At 68.5% G+C, this 18,052-nt stretch carries 10 protein-coding genes; 8 read left to right on the top strand and 2 right to left on the bottom strand.

Annotated elements, in window-relative coordinates; genetic code table 11:
• Positions 1-87: 87 nt before the first annotated feature.
• Positions 88-1,029 (top strand): tripartite tricarboxylate transporter substrate-binding protein, encoded by a 942-nt coding sequence (locus ASE66_RS05325; protein ID WP_244494795.1) that lies wholly within the window; start codon positions 88-90, stop codon positions 1,027-1,029.
• A gap of 9 nt (positions 1,030-1,038) precedes the next feature.
• On the opposite strand, the gene pbpC is transcribed toward ASE66_RS05325, so the two are convergent.
• Positions 1,039-3,195 (bottom strand): penicillin-binding protein 1C, encoded by a 2,157-nt coding sequence (gene pbpC / locus ASE66_RS05320; RefSeq protein ID WP_156412009.1) that lies wholly within the window; start codon positions 3,193-3,195, stop codon positions 1,039-1,041.
• Positions 3,196-3,290: 95 nt separating this feature from the next.
• On the bottom strand, positions 3,291-8,537 hold the full coding sequence (locus ASE66_RS05315; RefSeq protein ID WP_057188481.1) for an alpha-2-macroglobulin family protein: 5,247 nt from the start codon (positions 8,535-8,537) through the stop codon (positions 3,291-3,293).
• Positions 8,538-8,706: 169 nt separating this feature from the next.
• Here ASE66_RS05315 and ASE66_RS05310 point away from each other — a divergent pair, with 169 nt between their 5' ends.
• From ASE66_RS05310 to atpA, 7 genes are all read left to right on the top strand, one after another.
• A complete protein-coding gene (locus ASE66_RS05310; RefSeq protein ID WP_057188480.1) occupies positions 8,707-10,125 on the top strand; it encodes a trypsin-like peptidase domain-containing protein in 1,419 nt (472 codons plus the stop codon).
• Between the two features lie 148 nt (positions 10,126-10,273).
• Positions 10,274-11,266 (top strand): tripartite tricarboxylate transporter substrate binding protein, encoded by a 993-nt coding sequence (locus ASE66_RS05305; protein WP_057188479.1) that lies wholly within the window; start codon positions 10,274-10,276, stop codon positions 11,264-11,266.
• Between the two features lie 96 nt (positions 11,267-11,362).
• Complete coding sequence (locus tag ASE66_RS05300) at positions 11,363-11,854, top strand: tripartite tricarboxylate transporter TctB family protein (RefSeq protein WP_057188478.1); 492 nt, start codon at positions 11,363-11,365, stop codon at positions 11,852-11,854.
• A gap of 4 nt (positions 11,855-11,858) precedes the next feature.
• Positions 11,859-13,361, top strand: coding sequence for a tripartite tricarboxylate transporter permease (locus ASE66_RS05295; protein ID WP_057188477.1), 1,503 nt, complete (start codon positions 11,859-11,861; stop codon positions 13,359-13,361).
• Positions 13,362-13,406: 45 nt separating this feature from the next.
• Positions 13,407-15,596: a primosomal protein N' gene (locus ASE66_RS05290; protein WP_057188476.1), complete on the top strand. Its 2,190-nt coding sequence runs from the start codon at positions 13,407-13,409 to the stop codon at positions 15,594-15,596.
• A gap of 257 nt (positions 15,597-15,853) precedes the next feature.
• On the top strand, positions 15,854-16,426 hold the full coding sequence (locus ASE66_RS05285; protein ID WP_057188475.1) for a F0F1 ATP synthase subunit delta: 573 nt from the start codon (positions 15,854-15,856) through the stop codon (positions 16,424-16,426).
• The gene (atpA, locus tag ASE66_RS05280) at positions 16,426-17,955 is read left to right on the top strand and encodes a F0F1 ATP synthase subunit alpha (RefSeq protein WP_057188474.1); all 1,530 of its coding nucleotides are present in this window, start codon (positions 16,426-16,428) and stop codon (positions 17,953-17,955) included. The genes ASE66_RS05285 and atpA overlap by 1 nt, the downstream gene beginning before the upstream one ends.
• The last annotated feature ends 97 nt before the right edge of the window (positions 17,956-18,052 follow it).

Below are 18,052 nucleotides of genomic sequence, written 5' to 3'. Positions count from 1 at the left end.
CAGGCGGCCGCTCGTGATCTGAACGGGAGGAACGGCATGAGGATTGGCGCTGGTTTCTGGCTCAAGGTAGCGGCGTGCGCCGCTGGCATGGCAGCCGCCGCTTCGACCGCGCAGGCGCAGAATTTCCCGAGCAAGCCGGTCACCATGCTGATCCCGTTCGCGGCGGGCGGGCCGACCGACGTCGTCGGGCGCCTGGTCGGCGAGCATATGGGCCGCACGCTCGGCCACCCCGTGATCATCGAGAATGCGGTGGGCGCAGCCGGCACGCTCGCGGGGCAGCGCCTGATGGCCTCGCCCGCCGACGGTCATGTCATCCTGATCGGCCATACCGGTACGCATGCCGCCGCTGTTTCGCTCAATCCGAACCTGAAATACCGGCCGGTCGAGGATTTCGCTCCCGTTGGACTGGTCAACACCAATCCGATCTTCCTGACCGTGCGCAAGACCCATCCGAGCGGTACGCTGTCGGAGTTCGTAACCTGGGTGAAGGCGAACGAGAAAGCGGCGAGCAACGCCCATGCCGGCGTCGGCTCGGTCAGCCATACCACCTGCCTGCTGTTCAACACCGTCGTCGGGGTCAAGCCGAACGGCGTGCCCTATCGCGGCACCGGCCCGGCCATGAACGATCTCGTCGCCGGCCAGGTCGACTATCTCTGCGACCAGGCGGTCAACGTCGCGCCGCAGCACCGCGCCGGCACGATCAAGACGCTTGCTGTCGCCTCGGTGAACCGGGCGACTGCGCTGCCGGATGTGCCGACCAGCACGGAAGCCGGCGTCCCCGGCTTCAAGGTCGAGGTCTGGAACGCGATGTTCGCGCCGAAGGATACGCCGGCGCCGGCATTGGCGAAGCTGAACCAGGCGCTGAAGGCGGCGCTCGCCGACGCAACGGTGAAGGCCAAGCTCAACGAGCTCGGGGCCGAAATCCCGTCGGCGGAGTTGCAGGAGCCGGCTGGTTTGCGCAGCTTCGTCGCCGCCGAGATCGAACGTTGGGCGCCGATCATCAAGGCGAGCGGCGTCAAGATCGAGTGATCTTGCGAGCTATTGCAGCCTGACCGAGACGCTCTCGCTGGCCCCGGCGGCGTCGATCACCGAAATCCGCATGAAGCCCTTGCCGGGCGGCTGCCAGGTGGCCTCGCGGCGCTTCACTGCCGCCATCACCGGCGCGCCGTCGATCAGCCAGGTGAAGGGCGCGACGCCGCCGGAAACCTTGAGGTTGAGTTGCGCCGTACCATCGACTGTTGAGGCGGCGAGATCGATTCTGGCGCCTTCGGGTGGGAAGGCGAGCTTCAGCCCCGGCGTAGCCAGAGCGGCGACCGTCTTCGGCACGTCCTGGCGCAAATGCCGGAGCGGCGGCGGCAGCGTTGCGCTGCTGGCGGCGATCGTGCCCGGCGGCTGCACGAAGGGGCGCGGATCGAGGCCGATGCGGGCGAAGGCGTCGAACAGGATCGGCGCCGCGACCACCCGGCCGACGAGGCCTGGCACCGCGCCATTGTCGGGCCGTCCGACCCAGACGCCGATCGTATGCTTGCGGTCGAAGCCGACGGCCCAGGCATCGCGATAGCCGTAGGAGGTGCCGGTCTTGTAGGCGATCCTGCCAGGCGGGGCGTTGAGCGGCGGCGGCGCGCCGAGCAGGGTATCGGCGACATACCAGGCGGCGACCGGTTCGACGAGGCGCAGCGGCGTTTCGGCTGCGCCGCTCGCCGGCTTGACGTGCAGCGGCACGACCTCGCCGCCACGGGCGAGCCCGACATAAAGCCGGGTCAGGTCGGAGAGCGTGATGCCGAGGCCGCCCAGGCCAATGGCGAGGCCGGGCGCGCCGCCATCCCTCGGCATGGCGATGGCTGCGCCAGTATCCTTCAATCGCGACAGGAAGCGCTGCGGGCCGAGCGCCGAGAGCAACTCGACCGCCGGCAGGTTGAGCGAGAGCTGCAGCGCCTTGCGGGCACTGACCATGCCCTGGAAGCCGAGATCAAAGTTCTCGGGCACGTAGAGGCCATAGCGGGTCGGCCGGTCCTCCAGCATGGTCTCGGGGTGGGCGATGCCATTGTCGAAGGCGAGGGCGTAGATGAAGGGCTTCAGCGCCGAGCCGGGCGAGCGCAGCGCCTGCGTCAAATCGAGCGAGCCGGCGCGCCCGGCATCGAAGTAATCGACGCCGCCGATCGAGGCGCGGATCTCGCCGGTCTCGTTGTCGGCGACGAGGATGGCGATCGAGAGTTGCGGCCCTTGGCCAATGGCGCGTTCGCGGGCGAGCTGCTCCAGGGTCGCCTGCCAGCGTGCGTCGATGGTGAGGCGCTGACTGCGCTGTTCGGGAGCCTCGGCGACGACTTGCTCGGCGGTGTGCGGAGCAAGATTGGGGAAGGGCTTGCGCGCCGTCGGTACCGGCTCCTCGCGTGCTGCGGCGACCTCGTCAGGGGTCGCCAAGCCAGCTGCCTCGACCCGGGCGAGCACACGCTCGCGGGCCTTGCGGGCCGCTTCCGGGAAACGGTCGGGCCGGCGCGTCTCGGGCGATTGCGGCAGGGCGACCAGCAGCGCCGCCTCGGCGGTCGAGAGCCGCTTTGGCTCCTTGCCGAAATAGGCGAAGCTCGCGGCGCGGACGCCCTCGAGATTTCCGCCGAACGGGGCGAGGGTGAGGTAGAGATCGAGAATCTCGGTCTTGCTGAAGCGTCGTTCGAGTTCGACGGCGCGCACCGCCTGCCTGAGCTTGGCCGAGAGCGAGCGCTCCTGGCGCGGCTCGAGCAGCCGGGCGACCTGCATGGTCAGCGTCGAGCCGCCCGAGACGATGCGGCCATTGCCCAGCATCTGCCCCGCTGCCCGCAAGATGCCGAGCGGGTCGATGCCGGCATGGTCGTCGAAGCGCTTGTCCTCGAAGGCCTTGAGCATGGACAGGTAGCGCGGATCGACGTCATCGGCGCCGACCGGCAGCTTCCAGCGCCCATCGGCGGTGACGAAGGGGCGCAGCAGCTTGCCCTCGCGGTCGAGCACCACGGTCGAGCGGTCACGAGCGGCGGCGAGGTCGAGCGGGGGCAGGGTGGAAGCGTACCAGTAGAGGGAGGCGGCGGTGGCGGCTGCAGTGAGCGCCGCTGCGATTATGCCGCGCACGGCCCATTTCCCGACAAGCGCGGGAGCCCTCCCCCCTTGTGCGGGAGGGTTTGGGAGAGGGGTGACTGGGTGAGCGGGATCATCGCCCTGTACCATTCCCGGCCGCACGGCTGGCTACCCCCCTCTCCATCTCTCCCCCACGAGGGGGGAGAGAGGCGCGTCGCTTGCGCTGTAAGAGCCTGGCATCGCTGTCACCTCGCCGAGGTGATCTCGATCGTGCCGAAGCCTGTCCGGCCGAAGCGATCCGGTCGGTACATGTCCTCGATCACCGCCGCGGGAGCGACATAGCGGCCGGGCGAGACGGCCCGGGCGATGTAGGCCACCGTATAGCTCAGCTGATCGTTCTTGCCGCCGCTGCGCTCGAAGGCCGCAACGAAGCGATCGTCGCGCGCCTCGGTATGAACCGGCGAGACCTCCTGCTTCAGCCAGTTGAGACCCTCGACCGAGGCGCCTTCGGTCAGCTTGGCGTTCTCGATCTCCAAGCCGGCCGGAACGGGATCGACCAGCAGCAGGCGGCCATAGCGCGCTGTCGGCTCGGTCACCTTGAGGGCGACGACATAGCGCTCGTTCTGGCGCAGGCGCGCGGGATCGACGCGCTCGCCCTTCATGGTGAAGAGGGTGCGTTCCAGCCCAAAACCCTGGTTCAGCGCCGGCTCCGGCGTTGACGGGATGCCGGAGACGGTGATCACCGCATTGGCCGAGGCGGTGCCGGGATTGCCGATGACGAGCGGCTTCGCTTCGAGCGCCGCCTGCGGGACGGTGCGGTAGAGGGCGCCCTTGCGCTCGGTGCCGTCGACGGTCAGCGACAGACCCTCGGCATCCTTGGCCATCGCCGCCGCGGCCATCGCCATCCACATGTTCTCCTGCGTCGAGGTGTAGCGCGCGTTCTGGCGCGCGTTCTGGACGACATCGGCGGCGCGGGAGAGATCGGCGCGCTCGCCATTGCTCTCGGCGATCAAAGTGAGGATGCCGGCGCCGTCGCGCAGCCGCGAGCCGTAGTCTGGGCGCGACAGGCCGTCATCGTTGGCTTGCTGCAGCGTTCCCAGCGCGCTGCTGAAAGCCGCGCGGCCACGGGTGCGGTCGCCGAGCAGCGAGAGTGCCGCGCCGATCTGGGCGCGGGCGAGCGGTGAGCTGAAATCGGCGAGCTTGTTGTCGGCGAGATAGCGCAGGTCGCCCATCACCGGCCGACCATTGCGGGCGAGCACATAGAGCGCATAGGCGACGCCGGCCGCTTCCTCCTTGTTGATCTCGCTGGTGTTGACGACCTGGTTGCGCAGCCGGTCGAGCGCCATGTTGAACGCCGTCTGCGGCACGGCGAACTGGCGTTCGCGGGCGCGGGTCAGGAAGTCGGTGACGAAGGCGTCGAGCCAGAGATCCTCGCCGCCGACGCCCCAGAGGCCGAAGGAGCCATTGTTGCCCTGGCGGGCGAGCACGCGCTCGATCGCGGCGTTGACGCGCTCATCGGCATTGCCGTCCAGTGCAAGGCTTTCCATGGTCGCGAGCCGGTTGACCACCAGCAGCGGCAGCGCCCGGCTGATCGTCTGCTCGGTGCAGCCATAGGGATAGCGGTCGAGCGCCTTCAGCACGGCCGCGACGTCCAGTGCCGCGACCGGCGAGACCGAGACAGAGACCGCGCCGGAATCCGGCACGAGATCGGCCATCAGATCGGCGGAGACGGTGAGCGAGCCGCCGCCCGGGATCGGGCGGACGATCCGGCGCGCGATCGTCTGGGTCGAGGGCTGCACGCGTACGGCAAGGTTCTGCACCGTGCCGATGCCACCCGGGCCGGTGACCTTGACGTCGAAGGAGGCGCGGCCGAGCCCGGCTGCGGTCACCGGAATCGTCAGCGAGCTCTTGGCGCCGGCAGCCATGGTCATGCTGCGCCGGGTCGCGTCGGCGGCGACGATGACCGGGCCCTTGACGTCGAGATCGACGAGATAGGAGCCGGCCGGCCCCTCGACATTGTCGATCTGCAGGTGGAAGCGCGACTGGTCGCCGAGCGCCAGGAAGCGCGGCAGCGTCGCCTGCGCCACGATCTGGTCGCGCACGAAGACATCGGCGCTGGCCTGGCCGGTGCGGCCGGCTGACCAGGCCACGGCCATGACGCGGACCGAGCCGTTGAAGGCCGGCATCTCGAAATCGACCTTTGCGGTGCCGTCCGGGCCGAGCTTGACCACGCCGGAATAGCGCGCCAGCGGCTCCTGCGTCGGCGCCTCGCCATTGAGCTGCGGAGCGGCGTCGCCGCCGGAGCGGATCGCGCCGCGCACGCCCTGCATGCCGTCGATCAGATAGCCGTAGAGATCGCGCAGTTCATGACCGAGCTGGCGCTGGCCGAAGAAGTATTTGGTTGGATCGGGGCTCTCGAAGCGGGTGAGGTTGAGGATGCCGATGTCGACCGCCGCGACGGTGATGAAGGCTTCCTCGCCGGCCTTGGCGCCCGCCACCTTGACCGGGAGCGACAGCGTCGAGAGCGGGCGCACCAGATTGGGCGCGCCGAGATCGATGGCGAGGTTGCGCTCTTCCTTGCCGACGCTGAACCAGGCGAGACCGATGGCGCGGCCGGGCATGCGCTGCGCCTGTTGGTCCATCGGGCGATGGGCGAGCACGACGAGATAGGCGCTGGCGCCCCAGTCGGATTTGGCCGGGATGGTCACGGTGGTGCCAGCCGCGGGGACATCGACTGTTCGGATCTCGGCGACGCGGTCGCTCATCACCGCCAGCGTCGCCTTGCCGGCGAAGCGCGGCGTCAGGCGCACCTGCATGCTCTCGCCATTGGCATAGGACGGCTTGTCCAAGGCGACGTCGAGCACGTCGGGCTGGTCGGCGGTCTTGTCGGTCTCGTAGCCGACATTGAAAGAGACGCTGGTCTCGGTCGCCTCGGCGCCGTCGGCGCTGACGTCGAGCCGGTAATTGCCCCATTGCACGGGAGCGGCGATGCGGGCCGGCGCGGCCTCGGCAACGGCGACCTCGCCATCGGCGACGCGGCGCGTCGTCTTCACGCCCTCATAGTTCCAGCGGCCGTCCTGATAGAACCACTGATAGTTGCGGGTGACCTTGGACAGCGTCCATTTCAGGCCCTGGCGGGCAATACGGCGACCGTCGCCCTGAGCCATGATCACGTCGAAGGTCGCGGTCTGGCCGTTGCCGAGCTCGCCGTCCTTGAAAGCCTTGCGCAGGCCGATGGCGGCACCCTTGGGCACGATCGGCATGGTGACGGAGCGGGCGATGGCGCGCCCGCCGGGCTCGCCGACGCGCACCGTCAATTCGACTTCGAGCGGGCGGTTGGTCTCGGGCTGGGCGACCGGGTTGGCGATGGTGACCTTGCCGTCGGCGCCGGTCTTGGCGGCATCCTCGAATTCGGCCTGCTGCGGCTCGAAGGCCTCGTCGGTCAGGCCGACCTCGTAGCCGGAAAAGCCGGGAATCGCGGTCTGCGCGGCCGAGCGCACGGTCATCGAGCCGGTGACGTCGAGATCGGAGCCGGGCGCGCCATAGAGATAGCGGGCGTTGACGTCGATCTCGGCTGGTTCGCCGGCCTGCAGAACCGGCTTCTTCGGGGTGAGCGTCAGCTCCAGCCGCTCGGGGACATAATCCTCGACCAGGAAGGAGATTTCGCCGATCGCAGAGCCCTTCGGGTCGGAATAGGCTTGGACGCGCCAGGTGCCGGTCTGGGCGCCGGAGATCAGCGGAATGGAGTGGGCCCGCCCGCCGGCGCCCTGGTCCTCGACCTGGCGGCGGCGATACTCGACGCCGTCCGGGCGCCTGACGACCAGCGTCAGCGGCAGGCCGGAGACGGCGGCACCCTTGGCGTCGCGCAGCAGCGTCGTCAGGTAGACAGTCTCGCCGGAACGGTAGACGCCGCGCTCGGTATAGAGGAAGGCGTCGAGTCCGGCCGGGGCGACGCGGCCCTTCACGCCGCGATCCGACAGGTCGAATGCAGTCTGCTTCAGGTCGAGGAAGCCGTAATCCTCGGCGACACTGGCGGTGACGAGGCCGGGCGCATTGCCGCCCTGGCCCTTGGCGAGGGCGGCGTCGAAGCGGGCATAGCCGTTGCCGTCGGAGCGGACGGTCGCCAGCACCTCGTTGTTGCGGGCGATCAGGCGCAATTCGGCATTGGCGACGGGCGAGGCGTCGGCGAGCGAACGCACCAGCACGTGCACGCCGTCCGGTCCCGAAAACGAGGTCAGCCCGAGGTCGGAGACGACGAACCACTGCGTCGCCCGGGTCGTGCCGTCGTAGTCATAGTCGCCATCGCTGTCCGAGGTGCTGGCTGTCTTGGTGCCGGTCGGCTTGGCGAACATCACATAGACGCCGGGCTGGAGCCGGCCGACGGCTTCGAGCACCGGGAAAGCGGTGGTGACGTCCTTGTTGAGCTCGGACTTGACCGCCATCGTGCCCTTCCAGACGCTCGAACCCTTGTCCGAGGCGATCTGGTTGGCATTGTAACCACCGAGCTGGCTGAGGAAGTCGTCGGAATGGACCGAGCCGATCAGGTTGCGGTCGCCGATGCGCATCACTTCGAGGTCGAGGCTGTCGGCATTGACCGAGACGACCGGCACGCCCTGCTGGCCGGTGCGCGGCAGCACGTAGTTCTTGCCGGTGAAGCGCACCGAAGGTGCGCGGTCGCGGACATAGACCTCGTAGTCGGCCGATTTCAGCAGCTTCTCATCGGGGATGGCCGAAGGCACGCCCTGGCGGATGACGAAGCCATAGCGCTCGCCATGGCGCAGGCCGTCGACGCAGAGCTGGCGATCCTCGCCGCTGACGGCGAAATCGCCCTTGCCGGTGATGGCGACGTAGGGTGCGAAATCGACGACGCCGCGCGCCAGGGGTTCGGAGAACTGGAAGCAAGCGCGCGGGCTCGCCGCGTCCGAATCGGTCTTGTTTCCGGTCAGGCGGAAGCCGCGCTGGGCCCGCAGCGCTTCGTAATCGGTGCGTAGTGACGCGTTGTCGGCGAGATCGAGGCTGAGCCGATAGGTCGTCAGCGCCGGGCGCCAGAGCTCGTGCTTCTCGAAGACGCGGGCGAGCACGCCGAGCGAGGAAGCCTCGTCAGGCCGCGAGGACGAGCGCTGATAGGCGAGATAGGCGGCGCTGATCGCGCGCTCGCGCAAATCATAACGCTCGCGATAATCGCGCGGCTCGATGCCGCTCGCTGCTTGCGCCATCAGGCGCCAGCCGCCGGGATTGGCGGGGTCGGCGACCGCGGCGGCGGTGGCGAGCGGCAAAGCGGCGCGGGCGTCGCCACGGTTGAGGGCGGCGCTGCCGTCGCGCAGCAAGGTGGCGAAGGGGCGCTGGCCGACCGAGATCTCGCGCTTCAGCCGTTCCTCGAGGCGCTGGCCGTCGCTGGCGAGATCGGGCCGGACATAGGCCTTCTGGGCGAAAGCGGGTCCGGCGGCGACAGTCAGGCCGAGCAGGAGGGCGAGACGGACGAGATGGCGCATGGCTCGGTCTCCGAAAGGGCGGGCGACCGAATTCTGGCCGCAGCAGGCATCGACGCGATGACGGGTCGACGCATTGCGCGAAGCTAGCACCGGGCGCGTCAGGCGCAACTCGGCTTGCGATCGGTTGAGCCCTTCTCGCCTCTTGCCTCTGCAACGAGGCTGACGCTGAATGGCGCCGCGTCGCGGCGCGGTCTGGAACGAGGAGATGGTCGTGTTCAAGGTTCCCGCGCTGATCGGCATCGCCGCCGTCCTCACCTGCCTTGGCGCTGCCCAGGCGCAGCAGCCGGCCGATCCGCGCTTGGCTGCGGCGACGCAGGCCTATGCCGCCCTGCCGGAAGCCGAGCGCAAGGCGATCCAGGCCGATCTGATCTGGACCGGGCATCTGAACAGCGCCGCCACCGGCAATTTCGGGGCGCTGACCTTCCGCGCCGTGAACAGCTTCAAGGCCGGGCGTGGCCAGCCGGACGGGCAATTGACTCCGGCCGAGCGGCAGGAGCTTGCGCGTCTCGCCAGGACGGCGCGCGATGCGGCGGGCTTTGCCGTGATCACCGACCAGCCGACCGGCGTGCGCATCGGCATCCCGCAGAAGCTTCTGCCGAAGCGCGAGGCGACCGCAGCCGGCGGCAGCCGCTGGCAGAGCGCCGACGGCAAGGTCACCCTCGATGTCAGCACCGGCCCCGCGACCGAGCCGCTGCAGGCGATCTTCGACCGGGCCATCGCGGTCAATCCGAACATCCAGCGCAAGGTCACCTACAAGCTGCTGCAGCCGAGTTTCTTCGTCGTCGCCGGCGAGACGCCGACCGGAAAGTTCTTCCGGCGGCAGGCGCTCGGCCCGTCCGGGCTGCGCGGCTTCTCGGTCGGTTACGACAAGAGCATGGCCACGACCTTCGACAAGGTGGTGACCGCGATCGCCGACAGTTTCGAGCCGTTCCCGAGCGGGGCGGCACCGGCTCCCGCACCGATCCCCGCCGTGCCCGGTGCGCCTGCCGTGGCGACCGCCCCGGCGCAGCCGGCGACCGAACGTTTCGGCGTCGGCCTCGTCGTCGGCAAGGAACTGGTGCTGACGGCGCGCGCTGCGGTCGATTCCTGCAAGGGCCTCAAGGTCGGCACGCGCCCGGCGAAATTGCGCTTGCAGGACCAGGCGAGCGGGCTCGCGCTGCTCGACGTGCCCGGGCTGTCTGCTGGAACCATGCCGGCACTGCGCGAAAGCGCGCCCGCGGCGAAAGAGGCGGTGGTCGTGCTGGCTTATGACGGAACCGCTGCCGCGCGCACTGCGGTCGCATTGCCGGGCGAGGTCGCGAGCGATGCGGTGCTCGCACCGTTGCAGCCGGGCGGGGCGGGCAGCCCCATCTTCGACCGGCAGGGTCGTCTAGCGGGACTGGTCACCGCCAATCCCTCCGACAAAGGACTGATCGCCGGCGTCGCGCCGCAGCGCAATCATGCGATCGCCGGTGTCGCGCAGCTCAAGGCGATGCTGGAGAAGGGCGACGCCAAGCCTGCCGCCAGTGCGGCGGCTGGCGAGCTGAGCACCGGCGCGATCGCCGAGGCCGTCGGCAAGAGCGTCGTCCCGGTCGCCTGCGGGCTCTAACGCTCGCCGGCGTGATCGTGCATACAGCATACAAAGACGGTTGCCTCGCCAGCGGCAATCGGCTCTGATAGCGAGAATACAAGGAAGCCGCGCCGCGAGGCGAAGAAGCTTTCAAATTTTAAATCGATTGAACGGGAGGGACATCGGAATGAGCAGAATCAGCAGACGTACGGTCCTCAAAGGCGCGGCGGCAGCCGGCGCTGCGGGGCTGATCACAAGCCCGGCGATCGGCCAGGCGCAGTATCCGAGCCGGCCGATGACGATGATCTGCCCGTGGGGCGCGGGCGGCGGCACCGACGCGACGGCGCGCATTGTCGCGCAATTGCTGGAGAAAGACCTCGGCCAGCCCGTCAACGTGGTGAACCGCACTGGCGGCTCGGGCGTCGTCGGGCACCAGGCGATCGCCTCGGCCCCGGCCGACGGCTACACGATCGGCATGCTGACGGTCGAGATCGCGATGATGCGCCATCAGGGCCTGACCGAGCTGAAATCGGCCGACTATGCCGCGCTTGGCCTGATGAACGAGGACCCGCCGGGCGTGCAGGTCTCGGCCTCGAGCCCGCACAAGGACATCAAGGAGCTGGCGGCTGCGATCAAGGCCGCGCCGCACGGCAAGCTCAAGGCGTCCGGCACCGGCCAGGGCGGCATCTGGCACCTCGCGCTGGTCGGCTGGCTGGTCGCGATGGGGCTGAAGCCCGACCATGTCGCCTGGGTGCCCTCGAACGGCGCCGCGCCCGGCATGCAGGATCTGGCGGCCGGCGGCATCGACATCGTCACCTGCTCGGTGCCGGAAGCGCGGGCGATGATCGACGCCGGCAAGGCGAAGGCACTGGCGATCATGGCGAGCGCACGCAATCCGCAATTCAAGGACGTGCCGACCCTGAACGAGTCGCTGGGCATCAACTACTCGGTCGGCGCCTGGCGCGGCATCGGCGCGCCCAAGGCGGTGCCCGCCGACATCCAGGCCAAGCTGACGGCGTCGCTGAAGAAGGCCTTCGACTCGAAGGAATACCAGGACTTCATGAACTCGCGCGGCTTCGGCATGAAGTTCGCCGACGGGCCGGGCTTCGCCAAGTTCATGGCCGACAGCGACACCTCGATGGCGTCGGCGATGAAGGCTGCGGGCCTGACCAAGGCCTGATCGCGTCGAAACAGGCGGACGGGTGTGACACCCGTCCGCTCCTTCGCTCCAATCGGCGCCTGCATGGCGCAATCACATTCGACGAGACTTCGCAGCATGTTGTTGTCAGACCGCGTGACCGGCGGCGCCATCGCGACGCTTGGCGCCGCCGCCTTCTTCTATGGTTCGAAACTGCCGCCGGTGCCCGGCCAGCAGGTCGGTCCCTCGGCTTTTCCGTCGTTGATCGGCGCGCTGCTCGTCCTCTGCGGCGTGCTGATCGTGCTCGGCGTCGGCCGGCATTTCGAGGAGGTGGCCGAGGCGGACCTCGCCAGCCATACGGCGCCGGAATATCTCGAGCCGCTGCCGGCCTGGCGCAGCTGGCTGGCCTTGCTGCCGCCGGCGCTGGTGATGTTCTACGCGCTGGCCTCCGAAAAGCTGGGCTTCCTGCCGACGGCGGGGATCATGGTGCTGACGGCGGCGCTGGCCTTCGGTGCAAAGCCCAAGCTGGCGGTTCCGCTGGCACTGATCGCGCCTTTCGTCATCAACCTGATCTTCCTCAAGCTGCTGCGGGTGCCGTTGCCCGGCGGCCTGCTGCCTTTCCCCTGGTAAGCCGATGAACACGATGATCCAGGCCTTCGGGCTCGTCTTCGCGCCGGAAGTGATGATCGCGATCTTCGCCTCGGCCATCTACGGGCTGGTCGTCGGCTCGCTGCCCGGCCTGTCGGCGACGATGGCGACGGCGCTGCTGGTGCCGATCACCTTCTACCTCTCGCCGATCGCGGCGATCGCGACGATCATCACCGCGTCGGCGATGGCGATCTTCTCCGGTGACATTCCGGGCTGCCTGCTCCGCATCCCCGGCACGCCGGCATCGGCCGCCTATACCGACGATGCCTATGCGATGACGCGCAAGGGCGAGGCCGAGACGGCGCTCGGCATCTGCCTGTGGTTCTCGGCGCTCGGCGGCATTGCCGGCACGCTCTCGCTGATGGTGCTCGCGCCGGTGCTGGCCGAGTTCGCGCTCTCCTTCTCGACCTATGAGAATTTCTGGCTCGCCATGCTCGGGCTGATGTGCGCGACGCTGGTGGCGCGCTCCTCACCGATCAAGGCGATCGCCGCCATGCTGCTCGGCCTGCTGATCACCTGCATCGGCATCGACAATCCCGGCGGCGTGCCGCGCTTCACCTTCGGCTCGACCGATCTGCTGGGGGGTATTGAGGTGATCCCGGCGCTGGTCGGCGTCTTCGCGCTGGCCGAGGTGATGCGGGCGCTGACCGAGCGCGAGCCGCCCAAGATCCAGAACCGCCGCCTCGGCAGCATTCTGAAGGGGCAGTGGGCGCTGACCAAGAAATACCCGAAGCAGCAGGCGCGCGGGAACGTCGTCGGCATCATCATCGGCGTGCTGCCCGGCGCCGGGGCCGACATGGCGGCCTGGGTCAGCTATGCGATGTCGAAGCGCTTCTCGAAGACGCCGGAGAAGTTCGGCACCGGCCATCCCGAGGGGCTGATCGAGGCGGGTGCGTCGAACAACGCCTCGCTCGCCTCGGGCTGGGTGCCGGCGCTGCTCTTCGGCATCCCCGGCGACACGATCACCGCGATCGCAATCGGCGTGCTCTACATGAAGGGCCTCAACCCCGGCCCGACCCTGTTCACCGAGCAGGCATCGAGCATGTACGCGTTCTACATCATCTTCATCCTCGGCAATATCATCATGATCCCGCTCGGCATCATCATGATCCGGCTGGCGAGCCGCATCGTCGGCGCGCCGCGCTCGGCGGTGATGCCGGTGATCATGGTGTTCTGCGCAGTCGGCGCCTTCGCTACCGGCGGCAACAACCTGTTCGCGGTCTGGTGCGTCGCCGTCTTCGGCCTGATCGGCTTCGTGATGGAGAAGAACGGCTATCCCGTCGCGGCGATGGTGCTCGGCGTCGTGATGGGGACGATGGTCGAGCAGAGTCTCGTGACGTCGCTGATCAAGTCGGACGGTTCGATCCTGCCGTTCTTCAGCCGCCCGGTCTCCTCGGTGCTGGCGGCGATGACCTTCGCGGCGCTGCTCTGGCCGGTGTTCGTCTGGACGGTGCGCAAGCTGATGACGCAGCGGCCGGCGGCGGCCTGAGGTTGCTGCCGAACACCGCGCCGAATCAGTGCTAGAGACGGGCGCATGGACGATGCGCTCGACGAAGGGCAGGGCGGTGGCGGCACGGTCGAGGTGCTGATCCCGCTCGGCCTCGACCAGGCCTACAGCTATGCCGTGCCGGCGGGGCTCACGCTCGTGCCGGGCGATGTCGTGCAGGTGCCGCTCGGGCCGCGCGAGACGGTCGGCGTCGTCTGGGAGTCAGGCTCCGGCCGCGGTGGCAATCTGAAGAAGGTCGTCGGCAAGCTAGACATGCCACCGCTCGATCCGGCGCTGCGCAAGCTGGTCGACTGGGTCGCCTGGTACACGCTCGCCGCCAAGGGTTCGGTGCTGGCGCTCGCCCTGCGCCGCCCGCCCGACGATACGCCGGAGCGGCCCAAGCTCGGCGTCAGGCTGGTCGGGGCGCCGCCGGCGCGGATGACGCCGGCCCGCGCCCGTGCCATCGCCGCGGCCGAGGGCGGGTTGCTGATCGGCAAGTCGGCGCTGGCGGAAGCCGCCTCGGTCAGCACGGCGGTGATCGATTCGCTTGTCGATGCCGGCACCTTCAGCGTCGAGGCGCTGCCGCAGCAGGCGATCGCGGCGCGGCCCGATCCCGATCACGCCAGACCCCAGCTCTCCGACGACCAGCGCGCAGTTGGCGATGCACTCGCTGAGCTCGTCCGCAAGCAGTCCTGGCAGGTCGCGCTGCTTGAGGGTGTAACTGGCTCAGGGAAAACCGAGGTCTATTTCGAGGCGGTGGCGGAGGCGATCCGGCTGGGGCGCCAGAGCGTGATCCTGATGCCGGAGATCGCGCTCACCGCGCAGTTCATCGACCGGTTCGAGGCGCGCTTCGGCGTCAGGCCGGGCCTGTGGCATTCGGCCGTGAGTGGGCGCCGGCGCGAGCGCCTGCAGGCGGCGATCGCCAAGGGCGAGGCGCTGGTGGTGGCGGGCGCGCGCTCAGCGCTGTTCCTGCCCTACAAGGATCTCGGCCTGATCGTCGTCGATGAGGAGCACGAGGCCGCCTACAAGCAGGAGGACGGCGTCGCCTACCATGCCCGCGACATGGCAGTGGTGCGCGGCAAGATCGAGAATGCGCCCGTGGTCCTCGCCTCGGCGACGCCTTCGCTCGAAACCCGCGTCAACGCCGAGCGCGGTCGCTACATCCATCTCAAGCTGCCTGAGCGCTATGGCGGGCGCGAGCTGCCGGTGCTCGGCCTGGTCGACCTGCGCAAGGACAAGCCGGAGCGCGGGCGCTGGCTCTCGTCGACGCTGGTCAAGGCGGTCGAAGCCAATCTCGAAGCAAAAGAGCAGTCGCTGCTCTTCCTCAACCGGCGCGGCTACGCGCCGCTGACGCTCTGCCGCGATTGCGGCCATCGCTTCCAGTGCAAGAACTGCTCGGCCTGGCTGGTCGACCACCGCTTCCGGCGGGCGCTGGTCTGCCATCATTGCGGCCATGTCGAGCGAAGGCCGCATGAATGCCCTGCCTGCCACAAGCCGGAGAGCCTCGTCGCCTGCGGGCCGGGCGTCGAGCGCCTCGCCGAGGAGGTCGCGGCCTTGTTTCCGCAAGCGCGCTCGATCGTGCTGTCGAGTGATTTTCCTGGAGGCACCGAGCGCCTGAAGCAGGAGCTGATGGCGGTGGCCGAGGGCGAGTTCGACATCGTCATTGGCACGCAGCTCGTCGCCAAGGGCCATAACTTCCCGGGGATGACGCTGGTCGGGGTGATCGATGCCGATCTCGGCTTGACTTCGGGCGATCCGCGCGCCGCCGAGCGCACCTTCCAGGTGCTCAGGCAGGTCACTGGCCGGGCCGGGCGCGGCGAGAGGCCGGGCCGGGCGCTGCTGCAGACGCATGACCCCAACCATCCCGTACTGAAGGCGCTGATCTCCGGCGATCCCGAACGCTTCTACGCCGCCGAGACGGCGTCGCGAGAGGCTGCCGGCCTGCCCCCCTTCGGCCGGCTCGCAGGCCTGATCATCTCGGCCAATTCGCAGGCCGAAGCAGAAACGCATGCACGGGCGCTGGCCCGCTGCGCCGAGGCGCCGGCCGGCGTCGCCGTGCTCGGCCCGGCCGAGGCGCCGCTCGCCATCCTGCGCGGGCGTCACCGCATGCGGCTGATCGTGCGTACAGGGCGCGAGATCAACCTGCAGGATTACCTGCGCGCCTGGCTCAAGCGGGCCCCGCGGCCCAAGGGCTCGGTCAGGGTCGCGGTCGACGTCGATCCACAGAGCTTCCTTTAGCCGGATTCGCATTGCGCAGCCGTGCAGGCCGCCGCGCCTTGCGCCGCCTGCTTCTTTCGACCGCATCCAAAGCATGTGGGGCGGGTGTTTCGTCGGTTGCGCCCCCCGAAACCCCATGCTATCGCACCGCCGCAATCCAAGCGCCGCAAGCCCTGGAACAGGCTTGCTGTGTGCTTGATCATCGCAGTGTCGGGGCCGTGCACTCCACCTTCGTCAGAAGGTCGCCGGAGCGGTCCCCTGGAAGAGAGAGCGAGAGCGTGGCCGAGGGCGGATCGCAGGAACAGTCCCCAGTCTCGGGCGTGGCCGAGCGCTATGCGACGGCTCTGTTCGAACTGGCCAGCGAGGCCAAGAGCGTCGACGCCGTCGCCAGGGATCTCGACGGCTTTGCCGCGATGATCGCCGAGAGCGATGATCTCAAGCGCCTGATCGGAAGCCCCGCCTTCTCCACACAGGATCAGGTTTCCGCCGTCGCTGCGCTCACCGCAAAGGCCGGCATCACCGGGCTTGCCGCCAATTTCATCGGTTTCGTCGCCAGCAAGCGCCGCCTGTTCGCGCTGCCGGGCATGATCCGCGCCTTCCGCGCCAAGGTCGCCGAGGCCAAGGGCGTGGTCAGCGCCGAGGTCACGCTCGCCGAGCAGCCCTCGGCCGCCCAGCTCAAGGACGTCACTGCCGCCCTCAAGGAGGTTGCCGGCAAGGATGTCGACGTTTCAGTCAAGGTCGACCCGGCCATCATCGGCGGACTCGTCGTCAAGATGGGTTCGCGCATGGTCGATGCGTCCCTGAAAACCAAGCTCAATTCAATTCGTCTCGCTATGAAAGAGGTCGGCTGATGGACATCCGCGCCGCTGAAATCTCCGCTATCCTGAAGTCGCAGATCTCGAACTTCGGCTCGGAAGCCTCGGTCACCGAGGTCGGTCAGGTTCTCTCCGTCGGCGACGGCATCGCCCGCGTCTACGGCCTCGACAAGGTCCAGGCCGGTGAGATGGTCGAGTTCGAGTCGGGCGTGCGCGGCATGGCCCTCAACCTCGAGAGCGACAATGTCGGCGTCGTCATCTTCGGCTCCGACCGCGAGATCAAGGAAGGCCAGACCGTCAAGCGCACCGGCGCCATCGTCGACGTGCCGGTCGGCAAGGAGCTGCTCGGTCGCGTCGTCGACGCGCTCGGCAACCCGATCGACGGCAAGGGCCCGATCAAGTCCAAGACCCGCGCCCGCGTCGACGTCAAGGCGCCCGGCATCATCCCGCGCAAGTCTGTGCACGAGCCGATGGCGACCGGCCTCAAGGCGATCGACGCCCTGATCCCGATCGGCCGCGGCCAGCGCGAGCTGATCATCGGCGACCGCCAGACCGGCAAGACCGCCGTGGCGCTCGACACGATCCTGAACCAGAAGGCGATCAACGAGGGCACGGACGAGAGCCAGAAGCTCTACTGCGTCTATGTCGCGATCGGCCAGAAGCGTTCGACCGTCGCCCAGTTCGTGAAGGTGCTCGAAGAGCGCGGCGCGCTCGAGTACTCGATCATCGTCGCCGCGACCGCCTCGGACGCCGCCCCGATGCAGTTCCTGGCGCCCTTCGCCGGCTGCGCCATGGGCGAGTATTTCCGCGACAACGGCATGCACGCCGTGATCATCTATGACGACCTCTCGAAGCAGGCCGTGGCCTATCGCCAGATGTCGCTGCTGCTGCGGCGCCCGCCGGGCCGCGAGGCCTATCCCGGCGACGTGTTCTATCTCCACTCCCGCCTGCTCGAGCGCGCCGCCAAGATGGGCGACGCCGCCGGCAACGGTTCGCTGACGGCGCTGCCGGTCATCGAGACCCAGGCCAACGACGTCTCGGCCTACATCCCGACCAACGTGATCTCGATCACCGACGGCCAGATCTTCCTCGAGACCGACCTGTTCTACCAGGGCATCCGCCCGGCGGTGAACGTCGGCCTCTCGGTGTCGCGCGTCGGCTCGGCCGCCCAGACCAAGGCGACCAAGAAAGTTGCGGGCAAGATCAAGGGCGAGCTCGCCCAGTATCGCGAGATGGCGGCCTTCGCCCAGTTCGGCTCCGACCTCGACGCCGTCACGCAGCGCCTGCTCAACCGCGGCGCCCGCCTGACCGAGCTCCTGAAGCAGGGCCAGTTCTCGCCGCTGAAGATGGAAGAGCAGACGGTCGTGATCTATGCCGGCGTCAACGGCTATCTCGATCCGCTGCCGGTCAACAAGGTCCGCGCCTTCGAGGACGGGCTGCTCTCGCTGGTCCGCGGCAAGCATGTCGACCTGCTGAACGAGATCGGTTCCTCGAAGGACCTTTCGGACGCGAACGCCGCGAAGCTGAAGGGCATCGTCGAAGCTTACGCTAAGTCGTTCGCCTGATCGTCATTGCGAGCGGAGCGAAGCAATCCAGCCTCGCTCCGCCAGTTGTCTGGATCGCTTCGTCGCTGCGCTTTTCGCAATGGCGGGTAGGGGATAC

The organism is Allobosea sp. Root483D1, from assembly GCF_001429505.1.
Lineage (GTDB): Bacteria > Pseudomonadota > Alphaproteobacteria > Rhizobiales > Beijerinckiaceae > Allobosea.
The sequence above is the reverse complement of the archived record's forward strand: the minus strand, read 5'-3'. Positions and strand labels throughout refer to the sequence as shown.

Coding starts and splice junctions, on each gene's coding strand:
- ASE66_RS05290 (WP_057188476.1), top strand. CDS start 13,407: ATGGACGATGCGCTCGACGAAGGGCAGGGCGGTGGCGGCACGGTCGAG.
- ASE66_RS05310 (WP_057188480.1), top strand. CDS start 8,707: ATGGCGCCGCGTCGCGGCGCGGTCTGGAACGAGGAGATGGTCGTGTTC.
- ASE66_RS05300 (WP_057188478.1), top strand. CDS start 11,363: ATGTTGTTGTCAGACCGCGTGACCGGCGGCGCCATCGCGACGCTTGGC.
- atpA (WP_057188474.1), top strand. CDS start 16,426: ATGGACATCCGCGCCGCTGAAATCTCCGCTATCCTGAAGTCGCAGATC.
- ASE66_RS05305 (WP_057188479.1), top strand. CDS start 10,274: ATGAGCAGAATCAGCAGACGTACGGTCCTCAAAGGCGCGGCGGCAGCC.
- ASE66_RS05295 (WP_057188477.1), top strand. CDS start 11,859: ATGAACACGATGATCCAGGCCTTCGGGCTCGTCTTCGCGCCGGAAGTG.
- pbpC (WP_156412009.1), bottom strand. CDS start 3,195: ATGGTACAGGGCGATGATCCCGCTCACCCAGTCACCCCTCTCCCAAAC.
- ASE66_RS05315 (WP_057188481.1), bottom strand. CDS start 8,537: ATGCGCCATCTCGTCCGTCTCGCCCTCCTGCTCGGCCTGACTGTCGCC.
- ASE66_RS05325 (WP_244494795.1), top strand. CDS start 88: ATGGCAGCCGCCGCTTCGACCGCGCAGGCGCAGAATTTCCCGAGCAAG.